Raw genomic sequence first — 25,127 nt, 5'->3', positions numbered from 1 at the left:
GCCGCGGTTGCAGATGGCCGCCTCGTCTGCCACACGCCCCAACGAATCTGCCGGCCCGCAACCACGAAGCCCCGCCGCTGGGCATGCTCAGTGGCGGGGCTGCTGGGTTCGTCCAGGCTCCCGGTATCTTGTTTGGTAGCCCCGGTGACGACGTTCCAGCCCAGTTACTCGGTTCCGGAACCCGTTTCGGCTCGAGGAAACTGCGGGATTCCTCGGAATTCCGGGGGTGCCGGCTGGCCCGCGTGGAAGTAACTGGGCGGGAGCGTCGTGACGGAGCCCGGCGGACCCCATATGGCGGCCGTCTTCGGCGAACGGCTGGAGGATCGACAGTCTCTTGGTCAGACTCGCTGCTCCGGCGCGGACACCGGTGCGGACTCCGGCGCGGACACCGGTGCGGATACCGGTGCGGATACCGGTGCGGATATCGGCGCCGTCTCCGCGCCGGATGGGTTCCCGCCGGCACAGTGATACTGCCGCAGGACGTTGGACCGGGACGGGTGTTTGAGCTTCCTCATAGCCGCGACCTCGATCTGGCGGACGCGGTCGCGGGTCACGCCGCACGCTTTCGCGACAGCAGCCAGGGTCATCGCGTCTCCGCTCGTCAGGCCGAAGCGCATCGTAATGACCGCTGCCTCCCGCTCCTCAAGCGTGTGGAGTACGGCCAGTACCCGCGCCTTCAGCTCTTGATGGAAAAGCGCATCTGTCGCGTCGGGATCAGCAGGGTCCACCAGTTGTTCGGCCAGCGCTTCGGTTCCGCCTTTTCCGTCGGGCACTTGGCTGTCCAGCGAGGAGATCGGCTGGTCCAACGTCAGTAGATATTCGACCTTTCCGATCGAAGTGTCCGTCAGCCGGCACAGATCTTCCCGGCTGAAAACGGCCCCGGCAATTGCAGCTGTCCGTTGTGCTGACCGGAGTTTTTTCACCTGCTCGACGACGTTTACCGGCAGCCGGATAAGACGGGCCTGATCAGCCAGCGCCCGCATGATGGTCTGCCGGATGCACAACGTGGCGAGGGTGGAGAATTTGAAGCCCTTGCTGAAGTCGAACCTGCAGACGGCCCTGTGCAGTCCCAGATTCCCTTCCTGGATCAGGTCCAGAAAGTCGAGGCCCCACTGGGTGTAGTGCTTGGCGATCGACACAACGAGCCGGAGGTTGGCGAGGAGCAGCGCGTCGGCCGCACGCTGGCCCAGCAGGACGATGGTCCGAAGCTCGCTTATGTCCTGGCTGGGCCGCGATGTTCCGTCCGCCAGGAGGTGTTCCGCGAAAAGCCCTGCCTCGATTTCTTGCCCCAGTTCCATTTCCTGCTCCGCAGTGAGTAAGTCGTATTGGCGCAGCCGGCGCAGGTAGTCCACGACGGCGTCGTCGGTCACCTTGCCGCTACCTGACGGCGGTTCCGGCCAGTCGGCGTCGTCCGGCGGGAACGAGGCAGGGACCGAGGCAGCCGCCGCAGGCCCGGGGGCCGTCCTGTCGATTGCCTTGTGGATCAGGTCCGTCATGTCAGCCCCCGTTGAACTCGCCAAGCTCGTGAACGCAGACTACTGGGCCGGTGTGACAAGACGGGCGGTTCATGCGCCAAGAACAGGCACGGGAGTAGATTTTTCGTAATACGAAACTTGCGTGGTGGTAGATAACAGCGGGCCCAAGCATGGGGTGAGGGCCGAAGGTGCGCTCCTGGCGGCAACCAAGTACATGGTCGCTGTTGACTTGGACGAGGAAAACCCGGGACGGCAACTCCGTTTGGGTTTCAGCGCTGCAGGCCAACTGTTGGAGACCGTGGTCCTGACTTTCGACAGCGGGAGGGAGCTGGTCATCCACGCAATGAAAGCACGCGCCAAATACTCGGACTTACTACTTGAGAGGAGAGAAGGCTATGAAGGAAAATGAAACAATGAACGGTCAACCGGTCACTGAGCGGCAGATAGCCCAGTGGGCTGACGAAGCCGTGGCCGGCTACGATGTGGCAGCCCTCAAGAAACGCGGCCGTCCCCGGATCGGAGCGGAAATTTCCCAGGTGGCCGCAATCCGGTTGGACCCGGACCTCAACGCCGCACTCTCCAAGCGTGCGGAGCAAGAGCATTCATCGCGCAGTGAAGTAGTCCGCCAAGCACTCCAGGCATGGCTCAAGTCTGCGTAGGTCCCCGCCATTGGGCCGTCCGCAATCACTCGATTGCCACAGTCCGCAACACCCCGGCAGCATTGATCGGTTGTAGCCTTCCGTCCTCGGCCAGCGGGAGTAGCGCCAGCGCCCCCGGTCTCATGAACCAGCAACAGCCGTGACGTTAGTTTGTGTCCGGTTCCCCGCGCCGCAGGTGTCGGTGGTGCAGCTCGTAGCTGTCGAACACATCAGAGGATGTGGTTCCTGAATGGCCGAAATTGCCGCGAAGGATCTCCGCGAGTGCGTCCAGCGCCGCGTGGAGCATCCGTCCGGCGAACTGGAGTTCCGGGCTCTCGCTGCGCTGGGCCTGGGATGCCAGCTCCTGGGCGTAGGCCACCGTGGCCGGCAAGGAGCCGCGCTGCTCGACTTCACGGAAGTAATAGGTTTCATGGAACGCAAGCAGATCAATGCTCACCGAAGCTACGTTCCCGGCCATTGATTCCAACAGTCGGGCAGCGTGCCTGGGATCCAGCGACAATACACCCGCCGGACCTGCAGCTTCCCTGAACAGGTTCAGCTGGTGGGCAAGGGTTCGACGGCGGTTCAGGGCCGGGTACGTCTGCAAGATCCAGGTGACCGTTGCCGTCAGCAACCCGAAACCGGTGACGGCCTGGAGGGCCACCACCAGCCTGAGCAGCGGATGCGCCGGCACGATTTCGCCGAACCCCACAGTGGAAAGAGTGACAAGGGAGATGTAGAGCGCTTCGGCGAAGTCGCCCTGCTGTGGAACCCCGGCTCCATGCACAAAACTGGCCGGCAGATGGGGCAGATAGAGCAGTGCCCAGCCGATGGCCGCCAGGGCCGCCCAGGTGCCAATGACGGCGGCCATGGCCAAAGGTGCTGCGATGAAGGAGCCCCGGCCGCGCAGTTTTCTGGACACCAGCCAGAATCCGCGCATGATTGCCCGGCCTACAGGCCCGGTACCGTGCGGGTAAAGGAGGGTACTAAAAACGTCAACGAGCATCAGCAGAATCAGCCCGGCCCCCAAAACCGTCCACAGCGTGCCCTCAAAGTCCATGCCTCATCTTATGGGCGGCACAGCCTCGAAACCGCGACGGGCTGCGTGCCCCCGCAGCCTCAGGAGCAGCCACGCTGTTCGCGGGACGGGCCACAGGATAGCCAGCGCAAGAATCGGAACCAGCGAGACGCCGACGTCGGGAAACTGGCGGACCACGACGAACAGGTGGGTGTCGAACCGGGCGGGCGCGTAGATGAGGCACAGCCACAGCGCAAACCCGTCAAGGGCCAGGGCCGCGGCCCAGACCAGGAGAGTCCGCCGCTTCCCGGCAGGGGCACGTCGCCGGGACAGCAGGAACCGGAGCGCCAGCCACAGGCTCAGCAGTTCCGCCAGCAGCAGTCCGAGCGCAACCGCCCAGCTGTAGCGCTGCAGCCAGTCCTCGAACACCACCGCGGGCACCGGCGCCTGGCCTTGGAGAATCCGCAGAAGGTTGGTGTCGATCGACTTCAGCCGTGACGGGGCGGAGGTGTCATTGGCGTTGATGACCAGGGCGAGGCCCAGCCGGGAGGAGGGAACCATGGCCAGGTAGGTGTGGCTGTTGCCCCATTCCCCCTGGTGCTCCAGAAGAACGGGCAACGTCTCTTCCGGAGCGGGCGGTGCTGCGGGATCGGTGGACTCGACCAACGGCCGGGCGAACCAGCCCATGGCGTAGCGCTGGGAATCGCTGACCTGCACCCGCGGCTCGAACATCGCTGCCACGCTCCCGGACCGGAGGATCCGGGCGTCGCCGTACCGGCCGCCGTCGAGCAGTGCCATCAGTTCGTGGCTCAGGTCCTCGGCCGACGAGTACATCGTGGCGGACGGCATTCCCGTGGTGGGAGCGGGGACATCTGTCTGGCGCCACCACGCGCTAAACCACCGCGAGTAGCCTGCAGCCGCGTTGCCTGCCCGGGCATCAGCTCGCGTCGGATGGCTGTTGGCCATCTTCAGGGGTCCGAAGATGTGCTGCGCCAGGTAGGCGCCGAACGGCTGGCCGGAGACGGTCTGCACCAGGAGGCCCAGGACGTTGAAGTTGGCGTTGGCATACCGGAAGGCCGCACCCGGTTCGCCGGCCAGCGGGGATCCTGCCAGGGCGCGGACCCCTTCTTCGAGGGCTTCCGGGCCCTGCGCGTCGGAGGCTTCGAAGGCGGTGTCCTTCGAGGCCATGCCGCTGGCCTGGTGGAGCAGGTGGCGGACGGTGATGGCGGACGAGCGGCTGTCGGCCAGCGTGAACCAGGGCAGGTAGGTCTGCACCGGCTCATCCAGCCGCAGCCGGCCGGCCTCAACCTGCTGCATCACGGCGATGGCGGTGAGGGTCTTGCTGGTGGAGGCCAGCAGTACCGGCGTCTGCGCGGTCATCGGCCGTCCGGAGTCGTCGGCGCGGCCAAAGGCGGCGGTGTGCACCTGCACCCCGTCCTTCACGACGGCGACAGCGGCGCCCGGAAGTCCGAGGGCCTTGATTTGTCCCTGCAGGAAGTCGTCCAGCTCCGCGTAGGCCTGCCCGGGATTCGGGGGTCCGGTGGGCGGCGCGGCCGAATAGGAAGGTGCGGCCGAAGCGGCGCCGCCGGTGATGCCTGCGGCCAGGAAGCACAACAGGAGACAGAACGAGGACCAGGATGAAATCCGCATGCCCGCACCTGCTTCGGCTGACCGTCCTTTCACGGTACGGCCGGGCCCAGGGGAAAACAACATGCCCGTAACAGGAGAGTCCCAGACGCAGCCGGTCTCCGTGGGCCGCGCGTTCTCATTGATCCCAGGGGGCGCGTCGGGCCGTAAGTGACGAATCCGCCTCGATCGCCTCCAGATCACAGACGGCGTAGCGGTGGTGCTCCCACTTCTCATCGGGAATGGTTTGCACGCACGAGAGGACAGTCTCCGGCCGCCCTGCGGCCCATGGATTCTTGCGGCCCGCGGCCCGGCCCGCCCGCTGTCCCGTTGCGCTATCACTTGTGGGCGTTCTGAGCGCTGAGAGCAGCTACAAGTGATAGGGCAACGGGTGTCCCTGGCGTTCGACGGCGTGCACGCCCCAGCCCGCGGGTTGCGGCAGCCACAGCTCCGCCGGAACACCCGTGGAACATTGACATCCACCCTCCGCGAAACCAACATGGCCTTAGGGAACAATCGGAGTCGGCCAGACTTCCGTCCCCTCCCCGAAGGACCGTGACATGGTACCGACGATCGACCCTCAGGCTGCCTCCGACGAAGCCCAGGCAGCGCAGCTAACCGCTCGTCTGCAAAGTTGGGCTCACATCCTGGATGTCGGATCGCCCTTGCGCGTCGAAAGCGGCTACGAGAACGCCGTGGCCACCCTTCGCGCTTTCGCTCGTCGGGGAATTGCCCGCGACGCCGCGGCCGTTGCCGAGCACGCAGAACCCGCTGCGATCGTCAGGGCGCTCACCTCCGCTCTGAACGCCATAGAGCGTTCACCGTTGCCGGAGCAGGAATGGCCGCGCATGACAGCCCTTCTCGGCGACGACGTTTTGGAGGGCCTGGTCGGCGCCTCCGTCTCATCCATGTACCGCTACCGCTCAGGAGAGCGACACACTCCGGACCACGTCGCCCAGAGACTCCACACCCTCACTCTTATCGCCGCAGATCTCGCAGGCAGCTACAACGATTTCGGCATCCGCCGATGGTTTGCCCGCCCCCGCGCCCAGCTCGACGGCCGGGCACCCGCCGAAATAATGAAAGGTGACTGGGACCCCGACGACGCTGATGTTCGACGAGTGAAGCAACTCGCCGCGGCCCTCACCTCGCCTCGTTCCGCATGATTGCCTATAGACAATGTGACTCGCGCTACCCCTTCTTTTGGGAGGCGAACAACCAGCCAGAAGCCCGGTGGCATGCTCAAGGGCAGGGCCCAGTCCAATACCTTGCTGACACCCCCGTGGGAGCCTGGGCTGAATTCCTCCGCCACGAAGGGATCACCGAGGAAGTGGATCTCGCAGGGGTGTCGCGGGCGCTCTGGGCCGTCAACGTCGACGATGACACCTTCGAAACCCCAGACCTTTCCGAGAATCTCCTTTTCGGCGACGAGCACTGCTATCCGCAGTGCCAGGCCGAGGCGGCACGCCTGAGGCTGCGTGGCGCCATGGCCTTGCGGGCACCTTCAGCGGCCCTGAATCCGGGAGCAGCCAACGGGCTCCTGGTAGACAAAGGCGTTCACGACGGCCCGGCAGCGGATGGGCAGGTCTACGTCCTGTTCGGCCGCCGACCACGCACGGTCGGGTGGCTCATCGTTGACCACGGCAGCCCGCCGGCTTCGGTACTGCCGCGCGTCCGGCACCTCTAGAAACGCGGACGGCCACCTTTTTCGTATGGCCAGTCGACTCAGCCGCGCAGCACCCAGGCGGCGTTGTTCGGCTGCAGCCGGCCGTCCTCCGCCAGCGGCGCGGCGCTGAGCAGCACCGTTCCGGCCGGCAGTAGCACCGGTTCGGTGCCCATTGCGACGGCGACGACGAACCGCGGCCCGCGCTCGCAGATCAGCAGGTTTCCGGCCTCGACGCGCCAGGCGCCGCCGTCGTCCGCCGTGAAGACGCCCTGATCCCACAGCCTGCGGCGCAGCTCCAGAACACCAACTTGGAAATCGCCTACGGCGCATGGCTCGACGGCACAACCCGACCTCCTATGGCACAAGAAGCTGCTTGACTTCAATAGGACCATCCACTCCACGGGACGTAACCACGAAGCGTCGTCAGCGCGCATAGTATGGGCACATGGCGATGCCGATTGTGGCGACGAAACTCTTCGTACCATCGCCACGCGCCCAAGCTGTTCCCCGGCTTCGCCTTGTTGAACAACTGGACGAGGGAGTTCGTGCGGGACGAAAGCTGACCCTTATCTCAGCCCCCGCCGGCTTCGGCAAAACGACTCTCGTCAGTGAGTGGATTGCAGAGACCCGGCGACGCAAACCAGAGGCGCGAGTGGCATGGTTATCGCTCGACGAGCGCGACAACTTTCCGGTCAGCTTTCTCAGTTATCTCACTGCCGCCTTCCATCAGGCCGATCCCGACATTGATTCGACCGGTCACAACTCTCAGCTATCGGTCGATGCGACGATGACGTCCCTCGTAAACGAGGTGGCACGAAGCCGGCACGAGATAATTCTGGTTCTGGACGACTTCCAACTGATTGAGGAGCCATCCATTCGAGATGCTGTCGCATTCCTGATCGACCACCTGCCGCCCACACTGCACGTGATGATCTCGAGCCGCTCAGACCCGCTACTTCCCCTGGCGCGACTTCGCGCCAGGGGCGAGCTGACAGAGTTGAGAGCCGCCGATTTGCGCTTCACCCCCGATGAAGCTGCCACGTTCCTCAATCAGGCGATGGGCCTGTCGCTTTCACCAGAGGACGTCACCGCACTCGAAAGGCGCACGGAGGGCTGGATCGCCGGTCTCCAGCTGGCCGCACTGTCAATGCGAGAAAGTACAGACATTTCCGGATTCATCACCGCCTTCACCGGCAGCAATCGTTATGTCATCGACTACCTGATCGAAGAGGTCCTGGAGCGCGCGCCACTTGACGTCCGCGAGTTCCTGAGTCAAACCGCGCTACTCGACCGTCTCTGCGGTCCCCTCTGCGACGCGGTGACCGGGGAAAACGGCGGTAGTGAGATGCTCGCATCGATTGAGCGGGCAAACCTGTTTCTTGTTCCGCTGGATGACGAGCGTCGCTGGTACCGGTACCACCACCTCTTCGCCGATGTGCTCCGCGCACGACTGATCAAGGACGGCACCGACCACATTTCAGAGCTCAACAGTCGCGCCAGCGACTGGTTCGAGCGCAATGATTTGGCTGAAGAGGCCATCAAGTATGCGTTTGCTGCTTCCGACTTCCCACGCGCAGCCAAAGTGTTGGAGGCAACCATTCCCAGTGTCCGCAAGAGCAGACAGGACGCGATGCTGCGGAGTTGGCTCGCAAAGTTTCCCAGCGACGTAATAGACCAACGACCTGTGCTGCGCGTCTTCTCAGCGTGGTCCTCAATCGCCGCTGGCGACATCGCCGCCGTCGAGCCCCAGTTGAGGGAGGCGGAACGTCTCCTGTCCGCCACCACCGAGACTGGAATGCCGGCACACGGCTCGGAGCCGGGCGAAGAGTTAAGGAGCCTCCCGGTGACGATCGCGCTTTATCGTGCCTCGGTTGCTTTGGCTCAGGAAGACCTGGCCGGGGTCAGGGAACACGCTCAGCGCGCCGCGGATATCGCACTGCCCGACGATTACTTTGGGCGAGGGGCGGCGGCTGGCCTGTTGGGGCTCGCATTCTGGGCAAGCGGAGACCTTGAAGCGGGCGTGCGTTCATTTGGAGTATGCAAGACCAGTTTGGCCTTGGCCGGAAACCTGACCGATGCACTCAGCACCACGATGGTGATCGCGGACATGCTGATGCCGCTGGGTCGGCTTCGGGAGGCGCACCATGCCTACGATGAAGCACTGCACGAGGCAATTGAGCGGGGCAACGGTGGGCATCCCACTGCGGATCTACATTGTGGCATGAGTGAAATGCTTCGGGAACGCAACCTTCTCGCCGGTGCACGAGAGCATCTGGACGCGGCGTCTGACCTCGGAGAGGGCGCCTTCTCGCATGAGCATCACTACCGGTGGTTCGTCGGGATGGCCAGGGTCAGGGAAGCCGAGGGTGAATTGGATGTCGCGTTCGACTTGCTCACCGAGGCAGAACAGCACTACCGGCGTGGCTTCTTCGCCGACGCGCGACCCATCGGAGGAATGAAAGCGCGGGTCCGGATTGCGCAGGGACGCCTAGACGATGCACAGGCCTGGGTGAGGGAGCAGGGCCTCACCGCTGTGGACGAACCCAGCTACCTGCGTGAGTTCGGGCACGTCACCTTGGCAAGACTGATGATCGTGAAGGATGCAGTGGACCCGCAGTCCGGCTCGATTCACGAGGTGGACGGGCTACTGGCACGACTCCTCGACGCCGCGGAAGCGGGCGGCCGGCTCGGTAGTGTCAATGAGATTCTCGTTCTGCAGGCGCTCGCCCTGGAAGCGCACGACCAGCTCTCTCGGGCGCTCGTACCGCTGGAGCGCGCTCTCGAGCAGGCGGAACCCGAAGGCTATTTCCGGCTCTTTCTCGATGAGGGCCCTGCGATGCTGCGGCTGCTTCGTGCTGCCGCGGGGGCGGGGGTCCGACCCGACTATGTTCGCCAGCTCAACCAGGCGCTGCGGCAGACCGAAGGCACGGGCCGGCCGGGCCTGCCTCTCCCTGAGATGTTGAGCGAGCGTGAACTTCACGTACTCCGGCTCCTGGCAACCGAGCTGACCGGTCCAGAGATCGCGCGCGAACTCTACGTGTCACTGAACACCATGCGCACCCACACCAAGCACATCTTCCTGAAACTCGATGTGACGAGCCGCCCCGCGGCCGTTCGGCGTGCTGAAGCGCTGGGCTTGATCTAGACCGGCATCCGAAACAATCACCATGTGATCACCCAATGTGGTGATGCCGCGTCACCACATGGCTTCGTAGATTCGGGTTGTTCTTAGGCAACGGTCTGAGGCAACTCACAACATCGGAGAACCACAATGCGAGTCACCACTTCCACGCTCACCCGCACCGCTGCCATCGCCGCCGCTGTCGCGGGACTGATCTACATCGTCATCCAGTTCATCCACCCGGCCGACGTGGTCGCCTCACTCGCGAGTCAATCCTGGATGACCGTGCACATTCTCAGCTTCGGTGAGGCCGTGCTCGCCTTGCTCGGCGTCACCGGCCTCTACCTACGTCAGGTTCGGCAGCTGGGGGTACTCGGCCTCATCGGTTACCTAATGTTCGGGTTCTTCTTCATCCTTCAGTCGGCATTCAACTTCGTGGAAGTCTTCATCGCACCACTCATCGCGACAAGCGCGCCGCAGCTCGCCGTAGACCTCGTCGGGCTCTTCGGCCGAGTCCCCGCAGTGACGGACCTCGGGCCGCTCGCCGCACTGCCGTTGGCGGGAAGCGCGCTCTATGTCATTGGCGCACTGCTGTTCGGTATCGCGATCATCCGTGCGCGGGTTCTGGCCCGCGGAGCGGGCATCCTACTGATCGTCGCCGCCGCGCTGACGCCGGTCGCTGGCGCACTGCTTGCGCACCCGCTTGACCGAGCGGCCGCCATCCCGATGGGGCTGGCTCTGATCTGGTTGGGCTACTCACTGTGGTCGGATCAGCGAAAGACCAACTCACTCCCGCTCGCCGTTAAGGACGAGTCCACTGTCGATCAGGCTGCCGCGGCCTGAAACTCGACCGCGACTCCTCGGAAAAGGGCGGGGACCAGCCCATGACTTCACCACAAGGAAATACCTCAATTGACGGCAATCACTACGAAATTCGTTTCGAAGGGCAGCTTGATCAGAGATGGAGTGACTGGTTCGAGGGTTTCACTCTGATCAACGATAGCGGTGGAAACACGATCCTCACTGGGCCAGTCATCGATCAAGCTGCCCTGCATGGACTGCTGAGGCGAGTAGGCGATCTGGGGGTCACCTTGATCTCGGTGAAGGTGCTCAGCACAAGCCCCAAGCCCCAACGTCCCAAGCCCCAACGTCCCCGCAAGTCAAAACCGTGAGGAGAACAGCACCATGAGCACCATCTGCGCCGGCATCCCGGCGCCAAGACGTCCCCGAGGGCAGTGGCTCGCACCCACCGGGCTCATCCTGCTCAGCCTCATCCCCGTGATCGCCGGAGCAGCGCGCCTCACAGAACTGACCGGTGGAGCCAGTGCCACCGAGCAAAACATCCGGTTCCTCGATTCACCGATACCCGTCGCGGTCCATATAGTGAGCGCCACCGTCTACGCCTTCCTGGGAGCCTTCCAATTCGTCCCTTCGCTTCGCCGCAGGGGGAGTAGTTGGCACCGAATCGCCGGACGCGTTCTCGTCCCCGCAGGTCTGTTCGCTGCGGTCTCCGGATTGTGGATGGCGGTCTTCTATTCCTTCCCCAACGGCGACGGCACGCTTCTGCTCGTCATTCGGCTCGTCTTCGGCTCCGCGATGGCGGCGAGCATCGTGCTCGGGCTGCTGGCGATTTTGCGCCGGGACTTCATTCGGCACGGTGCCTGGATGACGCGCGCCTACGCACTTGGCGTTGCAGCCGGAACCCAGGCCGTTGTGCTGGCACTCTGGATCGGCTTCGTCGGCCCGACCGAACCCTCAACCCGGGCCGTGCTCATGGGCACAGCGTGGGCGATCAATCTCACGGTAGCCGAGTCCGTCATCCGGCACAGGGCACGCCTGCTCCGCATCCGCTCCCGCACTCTCCGCCCTGTCGGGGCGGGGCCCGCACTCGTTTCATCAACCACCATCACTCTTCTCGAGGAGACAAAATGAACTCACAACAGTTGGCCACCGCTCCCGCGCTCGGTCAGCGCACGACGGCAGCCGTGTACCGCGGGTTCGGCCCACCAGAGGTCGTCATGCTCGAATCGACCCGCAAACCCACCCCCAAGGCCGGCCAGGTGCTCATCAAGGTGCACGCGAGCACCGTCAGCGCTGCCGACCACCGCGCTCGCAGTCGAAACATCCCCAGCGGACTCGGGCTTCTCGCCGCTCTCGGTATCGGCCTGTTCAGGCCGAGCCGCAAGATCCTCGGAATGGATGTCGTCGGCGTCGTTGAGTCTGTGGGCTCGGAGGTCACGGCGTTCGCACCCGGGGACCATGTGATTGCCATGCTCGGCGGTGCATTCGGCGGCCACGCCGAGTACGTGTGTGCGGCCTAGGACGGCGCTGTCGCCCTCGTGCCCACCAGCATGCCGTTCGAGCAGGCTGTCACCCTCGTTTTCGGCGGCATCACCGCCCGAGGCTACCTGAACCAGGTCACCATGAAGCCGGGCGACAGCGTTCTCGTCAACGGCGCAGCCGGTGCCGTCGGAACGGCGATGGTGCAGCTGGCGAAAGAGCTCGGTGCCCGCGTAACGGGTGTCACCAGTGACGCCAACAGGGGGCTGGTCACCTCGCTCGGCGCGGAGCGCGTTATCGACTACACGTCGGAGGACTTCACTGGGACGAGCCATCCGATGAGGGGTTCTTCACGGGGTCGTGCCTCCTTGCAAAACGCCATATGCGCACCTGGCTACGTGACTTGGGCAGGCAGTGAATTCTGACCGTTCGGATGAGAATTGCTGAGCATTATCTGAACGCTCGCTGGCTATCAGCTGAATCATAACCCCTGAGTCGGCGCTCGGGGAGCAGCTGATTCAGCGCGTCCACTTACGGTCTCAGAAGGGCGGATCTTTCGACTGGACTGGACGCCGTCGATGCCCGGGTTGCACGGAAAGCCGGTGATCCCGTGCGACGTCGGTGCGTACCAAGCGGGACGCGAAACAGCCGTCCACGTTCCCCGTGCGCTATCAGTTATGGGTGTTCTGAGCGCTGAGAGCAGCTACAAGTGATAGGGCAACGGGTGTTCCTATTAGGAAGCGCGGACGGCCACTTTTTCGTGTGGCCGGTCGGCTCAGTCTCGCAGCACCCAGGCGGCGTTGTTCGGCTGCAGCCAGCCGTCCTCCGCCAGCGGCGCGGCGCTGAGCAGCAACGTTCCGGGCGGCAGCTGAGCTGGCTCGGTGCCCATTGCGACGGCGACGACGAACCGCGGCCCGCGCTCGCAGATCAGCAGGTTCCCGGCCTCGACGCGCCAGGCGCCGCCGTCGTTCGCGGTGAAGATGCCCTGTTCCCATAGCTGGCGACGCAGCTTGAGCGCGCAGATCACCAGTTGCAGGCTGGACTTCGGGTTCTGCTCCTGGCGCTCGATCGCGTGCACGCCCCAGTCCGCGGGTTGCGGGAGCCAGGGTTCAGCTGCTGTTTCAGTCAGCGAGAACCCGTGGCTCAGCGCCGGATCCGCGGTCCACGGCAGCGGGACCCGGGCGCCGTCGCGGCAGACGCCACCGCGGGCCCACATCGGATCCACCCGGGAGTCGAGCGGCACGTCCACCTCGGGCAGCCCGAGCTCCTGCCCCTGGTAGAGGTAGGCCGGGCCGGGCAGTCCCAGCAGTGCCACCAGCGCCGCCCGGGCACGGACGCTGCCGAGCTTGCCGCCGCCGAACCGCGTCACGGACCGGACGATGTCGTGGTTCTCCAGCGCCCATGTCGGTGCAGCGCCGTGCAGCAGGCGCGCGGTTTCGAGTTCGTTCCCGACGGCGGCCCAGGCCGCGGGGTCCCAGCCGAGTTTCACGAAGGCGAAGGCGAAGACCTGGTGCATCTCGTCCGCGCGGGTGTAGCGGGCGGCGCGGGCCGGTTCCAGATTGACCTCGCCCACCAGCAGGCGGTGCGGCTGGTACTTCTCGGCGAGGATGCGCCAGCGGCGGTAGACCTCGTGGACTTCCTCCTGGTCCGAGACCTGCGGGTTGGAGCGCAGCCCGTCCACCACGGCGCCGGTGGAGGGCGAGTCGGGCAGGCCGTCAGCCTTGAAGAGGGCATGCGCGACGTCGATCCGGAGGCCGTCCACGCCCTTGTCGAACCAGAAGCGCAGCACGCCGTCGAAGTAATCGCCGACGCACGGGTTGCGCCAGTTCCAGTCCGGCTGCTCGGGGGAAAAGAGGTGCAGGTACCAGTCTGTGTCTGTCTCGGAGTCAGGGTTGGCGCGGCTCCAGGCGCGGCCGCCGAACACGCTCTGCCAGTTGTTCGGCGGCACGCTGCGACCAGTAGGGCCGCCAGCACCGCCAGCAACACCGGAACCCGACCCGCCGTCGTCGGGCATGTCCACCGGACCCGGGACAAAGTGGAACATGTCCCGTTCCGGCGCGCCCGGGCCGGCCGCCAAAGCCGCCTGGAACAGCGGGTGCTCGGACGAGCAGTGGTTGGGGACGACGTCGAGCAGGACGCGCAGGCCCAGCGAGTGCGCGAGCTCCAGGAGCGAATCGAACTGCTCCATGGTGCCGAACAGCGGGTCCACGCCGCAGTAGTCGGACACGTCGTAGCCCTGGTCCACCTGCGGGGAGGGCTGGAACGGGGTCATCCAGATGCCGTCCACGCCGAGCGCGGCGATGTACGGCAGCCGGGCGGTGAGCCCGGCGAGGTCGCCCACGCCGTCGCCGTCGCCGTCGGCAAAGGAGCGCGGATAGACCTGGTAGATGACGGCGGACTGCCACCAGTTCACGTCCGGCGTGAAACTGGTGTCCTCAACAGGGCTCATTTGCTGGCGCCCGCGGTGAGGCCTTCGACGATCCGGCGCTGGAAGATCAGCACCATGATCACCAGCGGGACGGTGACGATCACGCCGGCGGCCATCTGCTCGCCGAAAGGCGCCTGGAATTCGGTGGCGCCGGTGAACTTGGAGATCGCCACCGTGGCGGTCTGGACCTTGGGGTCGTTGACCATGGACAGCGCGATGATGAATTCGTTCCAGCTGTGGATGAAGGTCAGGATCGCGGTGGTGAAGACGCCCGGCGCGGCGAGCGGCAACAGCACCCGGCGGAACGCCTGCCACTTGGTGCAGCCGTCGATCATGGCGGCCTCCTCGAGGTCGAACGGCAGGGCCTTCATAAACGTGGTGAGGTTCCAGACCGCCAGCGGGATCGCGAAGGACAGGTTCGGCACGATCATCGCCTGGTACGTGTTGATCCAGCCGATGTCCGTGAAGAGCCGCAGCAACGGCACCACCACGGAGATGCCGGGGAACATCGACGTCGCGATGATGACGCCGAGGATCACCGACTTGAAGCGGAAGTTCAGCCGGGAGATCGCGTAGGCGGCGAACACGCCCAGCACCAGGGCGAACGTTGTGGTGGTGCCGGCGACGATCAGGGAGTTCAGCAGGGCCTGGCCGAACATCGTGGAGCCGTCGAACACCTTGGCGTAGTTCTCCAGCGAGAACGGGGCCGGCAGCAGGGTGTTGTCGAAGATGTCCGCGGTGCGGCGGAGGCTGGAGACCAGCATCCAGTAGAACGGGGCCAGGCAGTAGGCGAAGATCAGGGCCAGAACGGCGTATACGCTGTACGAGCGCCAGGTGCGCTTGGCTTTGGGCTTTCCGTGGACGACGGCGGCACTCGCGTCGGGCGCGCCGGCGCCGGTGGCGCCGGAATCGGCGGCGGCGTTGCGGAGGTCGGAGATGGTCATCGGGCGGCCTCGGCCTTCTTGATGGTGCGGGACTTCTTCGAGAGCAGTTTCAGTTCCTTGGCGCCGGTGACGTCGGCGCCGAGCACCTTTACGAAGACGATCGCGACGACGGCGACGTACAGGAAGAGCATGACGGCGAACGCGGAGGCGGAGCCGTAGCGGAGCTGGTTGGATTCGTCCCACGCCAGCATGGAGAGGGTTTCCACCGATTCCTTGCCGGGGCCGATCAGCACGAATGGCAGGTCGAACATCCGCAGGGCATCGAGCATCCGGAACAGCACGGCCACCAGGAGGGTGGGCTTGACCAGCGGGAGCGTGATGGAGCCGAGCTGGCGCCACCAGCCGGCCCCGTCGATCTTGGCCGCCTCGTAGATTTCGCCCGGGATGACCTGCATCCCGGCGAGGACCAGCAGGCCGATGAACGGGGCGGTCTTCCAGACCTCGGCCACGATCACGGCGAGCTTGGATGCGTCGCCTTCGGCGGTCCAGAGGATTTCACTGCCCAGCATGGTGTTCGCGATGCCGTCGGACTGGAAGATCCAGCGCCACAGCAGGCCGGAGACGGCGGTAGGGACGGCCCACGGGACCAGGATGCTGGCGCGCAGGAAGGACCGGCCGCGGAAGGCGCGGTTCATGGCCAGGGCCAGGCAGAGGCCCAGGATTGTCTCGAAGAAGACCGTGGTGACGGTGAAGAAGGTGGTGTTCGAAAAGGCGTTGAGGAAGCGCCGGCCGGATTCGCCGACGAAGAGGTCGGCGTAGTTGGCCAGGCCAACGAAGGCATCCACGTCGGACACGAAGCCGTCCGCGTCCAGGCCGGATTCGGCGCGGTAGAGGGACTGGTGCACCGCGGATAGCAGCGGGTACACAATCACCAGGGCCAGCACCAGGAGGGTGGGGGAGAGCAGCATCGCGGCCATTCGGCCTTCGCCGGCGGTGCGTTGCGCGCGCTTCCGGGGCCGGGTGGGCCGGGTATCGGGGGCCGGCTGCGCGCCGGCGGGCGGGACGGTCGTCGTCGTCATACTGGGTACCTAACTGGAGTTGCAGCGTGCCTGGCCGGCCGGGGTGGACTGGCCGGCCAGGCGTGGAGTCTGAACTGCGGGCTGAGTTACTTGGCCAGCTCGGTGAGCTTGGCCTGCATGTCGTTCAGGGCCGTGTTCGTGTCCTTCTTGCCGGTGATGGCCGCGTAGGCCTCTTCCTGGATCGCCTTGGTGGTGGCGCCGTACTGGACCACCTTGGGGCGCGGCTGGGCGTTGTTCAGCGAGGTCAGCAGCGTGGGGAAGAACGGGCGCTTGGCGACGACGGCGGGATCCGCGAACAGGGAGGCGTAGACGGGGGCGCGGGAGGACAGGGCGAGGCGCTTCTGGGCCTGCTCCTCGCTGGTGAAGAACTTGACGAACTCCAGAGCCGAGGCCTTGTTCGGGGTGAACGGGGAGATGGCCAAGCTGCGGCCGCCCAGGGTGGAGACGCCGGGGCCGTCGGTGCCGGGAATGGAGGTGATGTCGAACTTGCCGTTCACCTTGCTGGAGCCGTCAGTGGCGCTGAGGGAGGCGTGCAGGAAGGGCCAATTGCGCATGAAGACCAGCTTGCCGTCCTGGAACGCGCGGCGGCCCTGCTCTTCGAGGTAGGTGATGGCGTCGGAGGGGAAGAGCCCCTCCTTGAAGCCGTCCACCAGCAGGTTCAGGCCCTTCTTCGCCTCGGCGGTGTTGACGGTGGGCTTGCCGTCGGCGTCCACCACGGTGCCGCCGGCCGAGGTCACGGCCTCGGAGAAGTTGACCGTGAGGGCCTCGTTCTTGTCGAACTGGCCGGTGTAGCAGGACATGCCGGCGGCTTCGGGGAGCGCCAGGATGGACTTGCAGGCGGTCTTCATTTCGTCCCAGGTCTTGGGCGGGGCGGCGATGCCGGCGGCCTTGAGCAGGTCCGAGCGGAAGTAGAACAGGGCGCCGTCGGTGTAGTACGGCGCGCCGAAGAGCGTGTCCCGGTATTTCGCGGCGTTGACCGTGGCGGGGATCATCTTGTCGGTGGGGATGGCGTCCGCGGGCAGCGGCAGAATCCATTTGTTAGCGGCGAACTCGGTGGTCCAGACGACGTCCAGGTTCAGCACGCTGAAGGTGTCCGACTTGATCTGCGCGTTCTGGATGAGCTGCTGGCGCTGCTGGTCCGCGGAGTCGGGCAGTTCAATGAACGTGACTTTCTCCTCCGGGTGGGCGGCGTTCCATTCGTCGATGGTTTTGTTCGCGGCACCGGAGGCGTCCCGGTTGGAGACGTAGTTGATGGGGCCCTTGCCCTCAAAGGACGCCGCGGTGGCCTTCGGGGTGCTCTTCGCTTCCGGGGCGGTCCCGCCGCAGCCCGTGAGGGCGACGGCGGCGACGGTCAGGGATGCGGTGGTGGCGAGAAGTGTCTGCCAGGTGCGGCGGCGCTGCCTCATGTATTGCTCCTTGTTTTCTGGGGTGGTGCGGGGTGGGTGGTGCGAGTGGTCTGGTGCCTGCGGAACTGCGGCGGGGGCTGGTTTGTGGCACGGGGGAGTGCCGGCTGGTGCCGTTGGTTTGTGCGGACTTAGCTGGTGTGTTCTGGGGTGCCGGGCGGGGCGGGCGCCGTTTGATGCGGCGGCGCGGTGGAGCCGCGCTCGATCAGCCGGTGCGGCATGATCTTCGGCGCCAGGTCGCGGGAGCGGAGCAGCTTCTTCACGGCCATCCGCCCCATCTCCTCGAGCGGCTGGGCCATGGTGCTCAGCGGCGGGTTCACGTGCAGGGAGGTGGAGGTGTTGTCGAAGCCCAGGACGGAGACGTCTTCCGGCACCCGGAGTCCGCGACGCTGCAGTTCATTGACGACGGCGGCGCCCATCTCGTCGCTCATCGCGAAGATGGCGGTGAGGCCGGGTTCCTGCCGCAGCAGCTCGTCGACGCCGGCGGCGCCGCTTTCGTAGAAGAAGCTGCCGGTCGCGGCGACCGGGGTGCAGCCGGCTTCGGTCATGGCGCGGAGGTAGCCGCGCTGGCGGGGCCGGGCGACGTAGATCGACGCAGGATCGCCAGTGAGCAGGCCGATGCGGCGGTGGCCGAGCCGCAGCAGGTGACGGGTCGCGTCGTAGGCTGCCTGCTCGTCGTCGATGGCCACGCTGGGGGAGCCGGACTTGTCGCTGATGGCGACGGAGATGATGGGGACGTTGGGCCCCAGCAGCTGACGGGTCTCCGGCGTGATCACCGCGGAGATGAGGATGACGCCGGCGGCCCGGTAGGTCCGCAGGGTCCGCAGGTAACCGGCGATGTAGGCGGACTTGGCCCCGGTGCGGCCGAGCATCACGGCGTAGCCGCGCTCCTGGGCTTCCTCCTCCACACCCTGCATGACCTGGGAGGCCAGGGCATCGGACACCATCGGGGCGAGCAGCCCCATCACGGACGTCTGCCGAGTCTTGAGGCCCCGGGCGAGGTGGTCCGTTTCGTAACTAAGGCTCTTGACCGCGGTTTCGACGCGTTCCCGGGTCTCGTCCGAGTAGCCGACGAGCCCGTTGACAACCCGGGAGACGGTGGCCGGAGAGACGCCGGCGTGCTTGGCGACATCGCGGATGGTGACCACTGTTCCTCCTCCCTGAGGGTGTGCTGGGGGTTGCGTGAACGGCTCGCGCTGAAGTTGCGCAAACGGTTTACGTAAACGGTTTCGTTGGGTGCAGGATCAACACTAAGGGGTGGGTGGGGGATCGCGTTGCGTTTCGTAAACGGCGACGGGCCCGCCCTGGCTTCGGCTATCTGGGACGCTGGGCTGTCAGCCTTGGGCTGCCGCATCCCAGGCGAGGGCTCCGCCGTATGTATCGATGTCGATGCCGCCGAGGTCCGGGCTGGCGCCGGGTTGGCCGACGTCAAACCTGGAGGACGGCCTCGGCGGAAAGGCATTCGCGGAGACACGCTGGGATACACTTCGTCGAGGTCGGATATGTATAAGGGGACAAGACTTTGGATATCAAGAAGCCACTGACGTTTGGCGAAACGTTGATTGACCTGATTCGGGCGCGGCACCCCGTGCTCATGGTCGAAACACACGAAGGGGATCGGGTTGTTACAGCGGCTGAAGCTGTTGCATCTGGGCCACAGCTGAGGCGTTCCCGACGCGTTCTCGTCTACACGGTTTCTAAAGGTCTCCACGCTCCGGGCCAGTCGGGAAAAGCAACAGCCCCTGATGTAGCGCTTGCTGAAGCAGTGACGGCTTCAGAGCCGACCATATTTGTTTTCTTTGACCTTCACCATTACTTAGGATCACAGGGGCGCCCGGCAGAGCCTGCAATGGTTCGAGCCGTTCTTGATGCGGCCACGGCTTTCAGAACTGGCGAGATTCCTCATACCTTGATCATGGTTTCGCCGGGGATGACTCTTCCGGTCGATCTGGAAAAGGAAGTCACTGTCGTCGATCTGCCCTTGCCCGGTGCTGACGAGATTGAAACGGTGTTAAACGACATCGTCAACGCCAATGCGTCGTCGATAGTGGTAGATCTCAGCCCTGACGAACGGCAGCGCCTGATACAAGCCGCCCAGGGATTGACGCTGGGCGAAGCCGAAAACGCTTTTGCACGAGCTATTGCCTCCGATCGCCGCTTGGACGCGTCTGACATCGCTATGGTGCTGGATGAAAAGCGCCAGACGATCAGAAAATCCGGTTTGCTGGAGTTCATCTCTCCGACAGGCACGATGGCAGATGTTGGTGGCCTTGAGAATTTGAAGAAGTGGCTCGAAAAGAGAAATGGATCGTGGCTTCCAGAAGCGCAGAGGTGGTCGATACCTGCTCCGAAAGGCGTCCTGATAACCGGGATCCCCGGATGCGGAAAGAGCCTGACCGCGACGTGCATGGCTACTCTCTGGGGGTTACCGCTACTGAGGCTAGATGTTGGTCGAGTGTTTTCGGGCCTCGTGGGCTCCAGCGAACAAAATATGAGAGGCGCCCTAAAGCTCGCGGAGGCCGTTTCGCCTTCCATCTTGTGGATCGACGAGATTGAGAAGGGGTTCGGGGCTTCCGGCGGAGGAGACTCCGGCACCAGTCAACGGGTCTTTGGTACCTTCCTGACTTGGATGCAGGAAAAGAAAAATCCGGTGTTCGTCATCGCGACGGCTAACAAGATTGATGCTCTGCCGCCAGAATTCCTTCGCAAGGGCCGCTTCGATGAAATATTCTTTGTGGATCTCCCGACTAGCGATGAGCGCACCCACATCTGGAAGATTCAGCTCGAGAAGCGTCTGACAGGTTCGTCGGAGGCTTCGGGCGATTTTGAAATAGATTCAGGTTCCTTGAACGCGCTTGCTCAAAAGAGTGAGGGATTCTCTGGGGCGGAGATCGCAGAGGCCGTGATCAGCGCATGTTTCGAGGCATTCTCCGAACGACGCAGGCTGAACGATAAAGACTTGCACCGGGCTATCTCTAACACAGTGCCCCTGTCCGTTACGCAAGCGGAGCAGATCAACGCCGTCCGGGGATGGGCCTCGAAACGAGCCGTAGCTGCCACATCGATCAGCGCACGTGAAGAATATTCCACCAGTGGTTCGACTTCTGCCGACGACGTTACGTCGTGGCGCGGCGGCCGGCAGATTGATTTCTAGGAGCCAACGATGAGCCTGGAAGTCCTTCTCATCCCCATTGGAATCGCTGCCATAGCGGCGATTCGACAAGCGCGAAGCACGGACCTATGTGAAAAATGTAAGACCACCCGAATAAAGGATCAGCAACTACTTCATGACGCTCTGATTGCCACTGGGGCGACGCATCTCAGTATGGGAGACGGCAGAATTACCGGCCATTCTCCGTACGGACGAGTAACATTTCAGCTCGTGGGGGACGTATTCCTCGGTCGGGTCGACGGTTCCGACGAGGCGACCACAGCAATGCTGGCCGCACTGGATACGTCCGTGGGGGGCCTGCTGCAGCAGAGGACCGTAGATTCATTGCGCACTCGAGCCGCAGAGATGGGGCTGACTCTCATCACGCAGACCAGTAGCAACGGCGACGTGCAACTCGTATTCGAACAGGCCTGAAAATGAAGAAGATAACGATAACTGTTTCCGCTTCCGGTTCTATTACCGCCGAGTCAGGCGGCCAACCCGGCCCGAGTTGCATGGACGAGCTGGCGACGATCCAGGCGTTGTTGCCTCAAACGGAGATTGTGGACTCGAAGCTGACGCCGGAGTATTTTCAATTGACTCGCATCCAACAAACCGGTTTCCAGCAAACCATTATGAATGAGAGTGGACAATGACGCCTGAAGAAAAACTTTGTTCGCGGACTTGGCGACTGCGAAACAGCGCGGGTGTTCTTTGGAGCATTCTCTCATTCGGGTTGCTGACCAGCGTTGGCTTCCTTATTCGCGGAATCAAGGCAAAGAACAAGCTGTGGATCCAGTTGGGCATCGGGTTCGGTGTCATTGGTCTTGCGCTGATTGCCACATCATCTGTCAACACCGGAACCAAAGAGGCGCCGGTCCATACCTTGGCGAGCGATATATGGGGCTGGATATCCGGCATTTCATTCATTGGAGGCGTGGTTCTCACGTTCGTCATGAACAGGAAATGGCTGATTTGGAAGGCACATTCGAATGACTCTAAGTGGTATGCGCAGACGGTGTCCGCGCCCGCCTCGGTAAAGAATTCTCCGGTCGACGGTTTCGACCCGAACGCAGCGACCGCTGCCCTCTCCGCAGCCGCGGCAACGAGTCAAACGTCGACGACTGCACAGTCCTTCGGGCTTGAGGGGTCCTCTGGCGGACCACGACCACTGGACGTAAATTCGGCTTCGGTCCAAGACCTGACCCAGTTACGGGGTGTAGGGCACGACATCGCACAGCGGATAGTGCAGGCCAGACAGAATTCAGGACCATTCAGCTCATTCGAGCAACTCGTTTCCAAGGCAGGAGTGCAACCGCACCTGCTGATTCCGCTGCGAGGTCAGCTCGTGTTCGGGGTCGGCAACTCTCCGACCACAGAACCTCCGGCGGTCCGCGGACACTCGTCGTCTCGCCGACTCGACCTGTGACTGCCACCGCCCTCCGCATAGGACGGGTTCTCCACGGCACTACCGCCGAAGGTCCAGGTTTGCGGTCGGCCGTCTGGTTTCAGGGGTGCAGCATCGAGTGCATAGGTTGCATCAACCCTCAGCTGTTTTCGAAACGCGGCGGAAGCCTGGTTTCTGTCGACACGCTCGTAAGTGACGCCGTTGCGGCGGGAGTAGAAGGGCTCACGTTCATTGGCGGGGAACCGTTCGATCAAGCACATGCGGGCGCAGCCTTGGCCAAGGCTGCCCAAGCCCGAGGACTTGGCGTCGTTGTCTTCACCGGCTACGAATTTGAGTCATTGAAGAACCGAGACCCGGATGCGCGCGCCCTGCTCGCGGCGTCCGACCTGTTGGTAGACGGGCCATATCTCGCGCAAAGTCCTGAGACTGCACGGGCGCTAGTGGGTTCGAGCAACCAGCGTTTCATTCACCTGACGGAGCGCTACGCAGCATACAAGCCCGAGATGGTAACCAACAGAATCGACGTTCGTGTTTCGGCCGATGGCTCCATTGATGTCGCCGGATTCTTGGGGACCGAAGCGCTGCAAGCGTTAGCGATTTCAACGTCGTCGAGACGCACTAAGAGAACGTTCCCGGCCCCATAGCGTCATGTTCAGTGATTCGTGACTTGCGGGGAGGTTCTGCAAGGCGGCATCCAGCTGCTCGATGAACTGTGCGTAGTGGTCCGTCGGCGTCTCCGGCAGCCTCTTGTCTCTTTTCACAAGGCCTGGTTCTGCTTCCTCTACGTAAAGAGCACGAATGTCGGAAATCGGATCCAAAATAGCTGAGACCCTGTGAATTTATTGCAGCCGGTGCGGAGCTGCTCCGATGTGTCCCGTAAAACTAAGGGTGAATACACCGATTCAATCAGAGGGTTTCGAGACAAAGTTACGGGAATCCCCGACCGCGGACGAACCCACACCATTCCGTGAAAATGAGAGCATTGCCGCCGCAGCGGTCGCCGGGTCGGCTAGACGCCTCGTACCCCTAGGGTTTTCGGGACATGGAATCATGTTTCAGATAAGCCACCCTTCCCTGCATTTTCACCGGGCGGGCCAAGCGGGCATAGCCAAACGGTCATCACGACGATTAGGACCGCGCACGTCTGTGACGCCGAGCAGATCGGCCCGGCAGCGGACCGTCTTACGGGCAATCAAGTCCATTACTGTATCTGGCCGGCTGGCCACCAATTCCCTCCACCGGTCCGTTCGCGGAGCACAGGAGTCAAGGGCCGCGATCTCATTCACGACATGCAACGCTCGCCGAAAACGGGACCATCCAGATCCTCCCGGGTGAAGGCCGGACCTGAACGGGACAGCCCATGTGTGCGGAGCCGCAGGAAGTCTTCCCGAGGACTCAATGCCCCAGAGTTGCGCGTTCAGCTATTAGGATTCCGATATGCAGATAACTACCGCCGACGGAATGGTCCGTCTCACGGACACCGCGGTCATCATGGAATTCGGGGCGATGGCCTTGCCGGAGAAGCGGCAGTCTCGCCTAGGGTGATCCCCTACGAGCACATTCTCGAAATCGATTTCCAGGTGCCGAAGACGTTCAAGGAAGGCTATCTGCGCCTCGTCTTGAGGGAGGGCCAAGCGAAAGTCAACGCGCTCCTCGACACCTACAGCTCGCGTTTGACTGCCAAGAAGGAAGCGGAAGCCTTCAACTCCGCGCTGCGGGAACGAGTCCAGACTGCGGAATATGTGACCCCGCCGGAGTCTGCCGAACCTGACCAGATCGATCGGCAGGTCACTGTGTCGGAAATCGGCCAGATCCTTAAGGCTGGCACGACTGTTCAGTTCCAAGACCTGATCCTCAAGGCCGGTGTCCTCAAAAGGCAGCCGACAATGTTCGGCTTTCCCAAGGAATGGCCGGTTGCTGAATGTGAGGCGCATGTGGAAACCGGCGCTGCCATCAGTGCCCGTGTCACGGCACCCCGCGTTGTTGCTGGCGCCATGACCTTCGGCTCCACGGGAGCCGTTGTCGGCGCCATCGCGAAAAAGGACCGCACCAAGGTTTACCTGAACATCATCACCCCGGACGAGGTGATCATGAAGGAGGTCAAAGGGCTGGATGAGACTAAGGCCCGACAGTTCGCGAACAAGGTCAATAACGCTGCCACCGAACACGGCGCCCACCCTGTTGGCCAGGACACCGCTGTTCTCACGACAGCCCCTGCAACCGCTCCCCCACCTCCCCCGCCCGTTAGTGTGCCGGCGGACTGGTACCCGCAGGGCGATATTCAGCGGTACTGGGACGGCGCTGTTTGGACCGACCACACGGCACCTTTGGCCCCTGCGGACCCGGCGTGATTTGAGGCCCTGATCCGACTCGAACGGGCACTTTCCGAAGATATCTGCCCCCCGCCCGCGAGACGCGTCAGGGTAAGTAGTCGACTTCCGGACGTTCGGTGTCGCCGATACTTCATACTTGCCCTGGTCAGCGACGTCCATGCAGGAGGCGTAGCTTGTCGAGCTGAGGTTGCGCCAATGTCCCACCCAGCGTCGCAACTACCACGACGGGATCCGCTTACGGGCGGACGCTCCTTCGCAGATCCGACTCGGTGTCTCGTAGCCTCTGTGTCGTGAAAACCACGTGCTGAAATACAACTACACAAGCGTGTTGGGTGCGGAATTCGCCACGATGACGACGAGCCCGCGGACCGGGCGGTACAGCGCCCAGTGTCACACTTATTTCAGCCGGTTGGTGTTGTTGAGTGATTCACATGTGCGCACCGGCACCGTGGATATTTCCACACGACCACGTGGGCAGCAGAAGGAAGTGCCTAACAGTCCTGAATTCTCCACGTTGGATGGGATTTCTCCCGGAAGACAGGCATGGGAACACTCTGCGGTCAGGCAAGAGTGTTGGATTCAGTGGGCGAGTCACGGAAATCAGCTATGACTCCGGT

At 63.6% G+C, this 25,127-nt stretch carries 25 protein-coding genes; 16 read left to right on the top strand and 9 right to left on the bottom strand.

What is annotated here, in order from left to right:
- Positions 1–338 precede the first annotated feature (338 nt).
- Complete coding sequence (locus RCH07_RS09385; RefSeq protein ID WP_326967199.1) at positions 339–1,496, bottom strand: sigma-70 family RNA polymerase sigma factor; 1,158 nt, start codon at positions 1,494–1,496, stop codon at positions 339–341.
- A gap of 124 nt (positions 1,497–1,620) precedes the next feature.
- Between RCH07_RS09385 and RCH07_RS09380 the strand changes: the two genes are divergently transcribed.
- Together RCH07_RS09380 and RCH07_RS09375 are read left to right on the top strand one after the other, a co-directional pair.
- Positions 1,621–1,884 carry a toxin gene (locus RCH07_RS09380; RefSeq protein WP_326967198.1) on the top strand — a complete coding sequence of 88 codons (264 nt, stop codon included), beginning with the start codon at positions 1,621–1,623 and terminating at the stop codon, positions 1,882–1,884.
- A gap of 4 nt (positions 1,885–1,888) precedes the next feature.
- The gene (locus RCH07_RS09375) at positions 1,889–2,134 is read left to right on the top strand and encodes a ribbon-helix-helix domain-containing protein (RefSeq protein ID WP_326967197.1); all 246 of its coding nucleotides are present in this window, start codon (positions 1,889–1,891) and stop codon (positions 2,132–2,134) included.
- A gap of 145 nt (positions 2,135–2,279) precedes the next feature.
- On the opposite strand, the gene RCH07_RS09370 is transcribed toward RCH07_RS09375, so the two are convergent.
- Complete coding sequence (locus tag RCH07_RS09370; RefSeq protein ID WP_326967196.1) at positions 2,280–3,173, bottom strand: potassium channel family protein; 894 nt, start codon at positions 3,171–3,173, stop codon at positions 2,280–2,282.
- Between the two features lie 3 nt (positions 3,174–3,176).
- A complete protein-coding gene (locus RCH07_RS09365; RefSeq protein WP_326967195.1) occupies positions 3,177–4,781 on the bottom strand; it encodes a serine hydrolase domain-containing protein in 1,605 nt (534 codons plus the stop codon).
- 536 nt (positions 4,782–5,317) lie between these two features.
- Here RCH07_RS09365 and RCH07_RS09360 point away from each other — a divergent pair.
- Complete coding sequence (locus RCH07_RS09360) at positions 5,318–5,923, top strand: hypothetical protein (RefSeq protein ID WP_326967194.1); 606 nt, start codon at positions 5,318–5,320, stop codon at positions 5,921–5,923.
- Positions 5,920–6,444, top strand: a complete 525-nt coding sequence (locus tag RCH07_RS09355; protein ID WP_326967193.1) for an RES family NAD+ phosphorylase — start codon at positions 5,920–5,922, stop codon at positions 6,442–6,444. The genes RCH07_RS09360 and RCH07_RS09355 overlap by 4 nt, the downstream gene beginning before the upstream one ends.
- Before the next feature lie 38 nt (positions 6,445–6,482).
- On the opposite strand, the gene RCH07_RS09350 is transcribed toward RCH07_RS09355, so the two are convergent.
- The gene (locus RCH07_RS09350) at positions 6,483–6,806 is read right to left on the bottom strand and encodes a hypothetical protein (protein WP_326967192.1); all 324 of its coding nucleotides are present in this window, start codon (positions 6,804–6,806) and stop codon (positions 6,483–6,485) included.
- 62 nt (positions 6,807–6,868) lie between these two features.
- On the opposite strand from RCH07_RS09350, the gene RCH07_RS09345 reads away from it, so the two are divergent.
- From RCH07_RS09345 to RCH07_RS09320, 6 genes are all read left to right on the top strand, one after another.
- On the top strand, positions 6,869–9,568 hold the full coding sequence (locus RCH07_RS09345) for a LuxR C-terminal-related transcriptional regulator (RefSeq protein WP_326967191.1): 2,700 nt from the start codon (positions 6,869–6,871) through the stop codon (positions 9,566–9,568).
- 126 nt (positions 9,569–9,694) lie between these two features.
- Positions 9,695–10,387, top strand: a complete 693-nt coding sequence (locus RCH07_RS09340; protein ID WP_326967190.1) for a hypothetical protein — start codon at positions 9,695–9,697, stop codon at positions 10,385–10,387.
- A gap of 41 nt (positions 10,388–10,428) precedes the next feature.
- Positions 10,429–10,716, top strand: coding sequence for a hypothetical protein (locus RCH07_RS09335; protein ID WP_326967189.1), 288 nt, complete (start codon positions 10,429–10,431; stop codon positions 10,714–10,716).
- Between the two features lie 13 nt (positions 10,717–10,729).
- On the top strand, positions 10,730–11,476 hold the full coding sequence (locus RCH07_RS09330) for a DUF2306 domain-containing protein (protein WP_326967188.1): 747 nt from the start codon (positions 10,730–10,732) through the stop codon (positions 11,474–11,476).
- On the top strand, positions 11,473–11,865 hold the full coding sequence (locus RCH07_RS09325) for an alcohol dehydrogenase catalytic domain-containing protein (protein ID WP_326967187.1): 393 nt from the start codon (positions 11,473–11,475) through the stop codon (positions 11,863–11,865). The genes RCH07_RS09330 and RCH07_RS09325 overlap by 4 nt, the downstream gene beginning before the upstream one ends.
- 18 nt (positions 11,866–11,883) lie before the next feature.
- Complete coding sequence (locus RCH07_RS09320; protein WP_326967186.1) at positions 11,884–12,249, top strand: zinc-binding dehydrogenase; 366 nt, start codon at positions 11,884–11,886, stop codon at positions 12,247–12,249.
- 350 nt (positions 12,250–12,599) lie between these two features.
- Here RCH07_RS09320 and RCH07_RS09315 read toward each other — a convergent pair whose 3' ends face one another.
- The 5 genes from RCH07_RS09315 to RCH07_RS09295 all read right to left on the bottom strand — a co-directional run bounded on the left by RCH07_RS09315 (position 12,600) and on the right by RCH07_RS09295 (position 18,766).
- On the bottom strand, positions 12,600–14,273 hold the full coding sequence (locus RCH07_RS09315; RefSeq protein ID WP_326967185.1) for an alpha-amylase family glycosyl hydrolase: 1,674 nt from the start codon (positions 14,271–14,273) through the stop codon (positions 12,600–12,602).
- Positions 14,270–15,196 (bottom strand): carbohydrate ABC transporter permease, encoded by a 927-nt coding sequence (locus tag RCH07_RS09310; RefSeq protein WP_326967184.1) that lies wholly within the window; start codon positions 15,194–15,196, stop codon positions 14,270–14,272. The genes RCH07_RS09315 and RCH07_RS09310 overlap by 4 nt, the downstream gene beginning before the upstream one ends.
- Complete coding sequence (locus RCH07_RS09305) at positions 15,193–16,215, bottom strand: carbohydrate ABC transporter permease (protein WP_326967183.1); 1,023 nt, start codon at positions 16,213–16,215, stop codon at positions 15,193–15,195. Before RCH07_RS09305 ends, RCH07_RS09310 begins: the two co-directional genes overlap by 4 nt.
- Positions 16,216–16,301: 86 nt before the next feature.
- Entirely contained in the window at positions 16,302–17,621 is a 1,320-nt protein-coding gene (locus tag RCH07_RS09300) for an ABC transporter substrate-binding protein (RefSeq protein ID WP_326967182.1), read from the bottom strand.
- 128 nt (positions 17,622–17,749) lie between these two features.
- Positions 17,750–18,766 carry a LacI family DNA-binding transcriptional regulator gene (locus tag RCH07_RS09295; RefSeq protein WP_326967181.1) on the bottom strand — a complete coding sequence of 339 codons (1,017 nt, stop codon included), beginning with the start codon at positions 18,764–18,766 and terminating at the stop codon, positions 17,750–17,752.
- Between the two features lie 374 nt (positions 18,767–19,140).
- Here RCH07_RS09295 and RCH07_RS09290 point away from each other — a divergent pair, with 374 nt between their 5' ends.
- The 6 genes from RCH07_RS09290 to RCH07_RS09265 all read left to right on the top strand — a co-directional run bounded on the left by RCH07_RS09290 (position 19,141) and on the right by RCH07_RS09265 (position 24,528).
- Positions 19,141–20,772 carry an AAA family ATPase gene (locus RCH07_RS09290; protein ID WP_326967180.1) on the top strand — a complete coding sequence of 544 codons (1,632 nt, stop codon included), beginning with the start codon at positions 19,141–19,143 and terminating at the stop codon, positions 20,770–20,772.
- Positions 20,773–21,000: 228 nt separating this feature from the next.
- Positions 21,001–21,204: a hypothetical protein gene (locus tag RCH07_RS09285; RefSeq protein WP_326967179.1), complete on the top strand. Its 204-nt coding sequence runs from the start codon at positions 21,001–21,003 to the stop codon at positions 21,202–21,204.
- A 2-nt stretch (positions 21,205–21,206) separates the two neighbouring features.
- Positions 21,207–21,425, top strand: coding sequence for a DUF2997 domain-containing protein (locus RCH07_RS09280; RefSeq protein WP_326967178.1), 219 nt, complete (start codon positions 21,207–21,209; stop codon positions 21,423–21,425).
- Positions 21,422–22,198, top strand: a complete 777-nt coding sequence (locus RCH07_RS09275) for a ComEA family DNA-binding protein (RefSeq protein ID WP_326967177.1) — start codon at positions 21,422–21,424, stop codon at positions 22,196–22,198. Before RCH07_RS09280 ends, RCH07_RS09275 begins: the two co-directional genes overlap by 4 nt.
- A gap of 59 nt (positions 22,199–22,257) precedes the next feature.
- Complete coding sequence (locus RCH07_RS09270; RefSeq protein ID WP_326967176.1) at positions 22,258–22,821, top strand: 4Fe-4S cluster-binding domain-containing protein; 564 nt, start codon at positions 22,258–22,260, stop codon at positions 22,819–22,821.
- 897 nt (positions 22,822–23,718) lie between these two features.
- Complete coding sequence (locus tag RCH07_RS09265; protein ID WP_326967175.1) at positions 23,719–24,528, top strand: DUF2510 domain-containing protein; 810 nt, start codon at positions 23,719–23,721, stop codon at positions 24,526–24,528.
- Positions 24,529–25,127: the final 599 nt, after the last annotated feature.

This window comes from Arthrobacter sp. CG_A4 (assembly GCF_035985125.1).
GTDB lineage: Bacteria > Actinomycetota > Actinomycetes > Actinomycetales > Micrococcaceae > Arthrobacter.
The sequence above is the reverse complement of the archived record's forward strand: the minus strand, read 5'-3'. Positions and strand labels throughout refer to the sequence as shown.

Excerpts from the sequence above, each read along its gene's own strand:
- RCH07_RS09385 (WP_326967199.1), bottom strand. The coding sequence starts at position 1,496 with ATGACGGACCTGATCCACAAGGCAATCGACAGGACGGCCCCCGGGCCT.
- RCH07_RS09375 (WP_326967197.1), top strand. The coding sequence starts at position 1,889 with ATGAACGGTCAACCGGTCACTGAGCGGCAGATAGCCCAGTGGGCTGAC.
- RCH07_RS09370 (WP_326967196.1), bottom strand. The coding sequence starts at position 3,173 with ATGGACTTTGAGGGCACGCTGTGGACGGTTTTGGGGGCCGGGCTGATT.
- RCH07_RS09365 (WP_326967195.1), bottom strand. The coding sequence starts at position 4,781 with ATGCGGATTTCATCCTGGTCCTCGTTCTGTCTCCTGTTGTGCTTCCTG.
- RCH07_RS09360 (WP_326967194.1), top strand. The coding sequence starts at position 5,318 with ATGGTACCGACGATCGACCCTCAGGCTGCCTCCGACGAAGCCCAGGCA.
- RCH07_RS09355 (WP_326967193.1), top strand. The coding sequence starts at position 5,920 with ATGATTGCCTATAGACAATGTGACTCGCGCTACCCCTTCTTTTGGGAG.
- RCH07_RS09345 (WP_326967191.1), top strand. The coding sequence starts at position 6,869 with ATGGCGATGCCGATTGTGGCGACGAAACTCTTCGTACCATCGCCACGC.
- RCH07_RS09340 (WP_326967190.1), top strand. The coding sequence starts at position 9,695 with ATGCGAGTCACCACTTCCACGCTCACCCGCACCGCTGCCATCGCCGCC.
- RCH07_RS09335 (WP_326967189.1), top strand. The coding sequence starts at position 10,429 with ATGACTTCACCACAAGGAAATACCTCAATTGACGGCAATCACTACGAA.
- RCH07_RS09330 (WP_326967188.1), top strand. The coding sequence starts at position 10,730 with ATGAGCACCATCTGCGCCGGCATCCCGGCGCCAAGACGTCCCCGAGGG.
- RCH07_RS09325 (WP_326967187.1), top strand. The coding sequence starts at position 11,473 with ATGAACTCACAACAGTTGGCCACCGCTCCCGCGCTCGGTCAGCGCACG.
- RCH07_RS09315 (WP_326967185.1), bottom strand. The coding sequence starts at position 14,273 with ATGAGCCCTGTTGAGGACACCAGTTTCACGCCGGACGTGAACTGGTGG.
- RCH07_RS09310 (WP_326967184.1), bottom strand. The coding sequence starts at position 15,196 with ATGACCATCTCCGACCTCCGCAACGCCGCCGCCGATTCCGGCGCCACC.
- RCH07_RS09305 (WP_326967183.1), bottom strand. The coding sequence starts at position 16,215 with ATGACGACGACGACCGTCCCGCCCGCCGGCGCGCAGCCGGCCCCCGAT.
- RCH07_RS09300 (WP_326967182.1), bottom strand. The coding sequence starts at position 17,621 with ATGAGGCAGCGCCGCCGCACCTGGCAGACACTTCTCGCCACCACCGCA.
- RCH07_RS09280 (WP_326967178.1), top strand. The coding sequence starts at position 21,207 with ATGAAGAAGATAACGATAACTGTTTCCGCTTCCGGTTCTATTACCGCC.
- RCH07_RS09275 (WP_326967177.1), top strand. The coding sequence starts at position 21,422 with ATGACGCCTGAAGAAAAACTTTGTTCGCGGACTTGGCGACTGCGAAAC.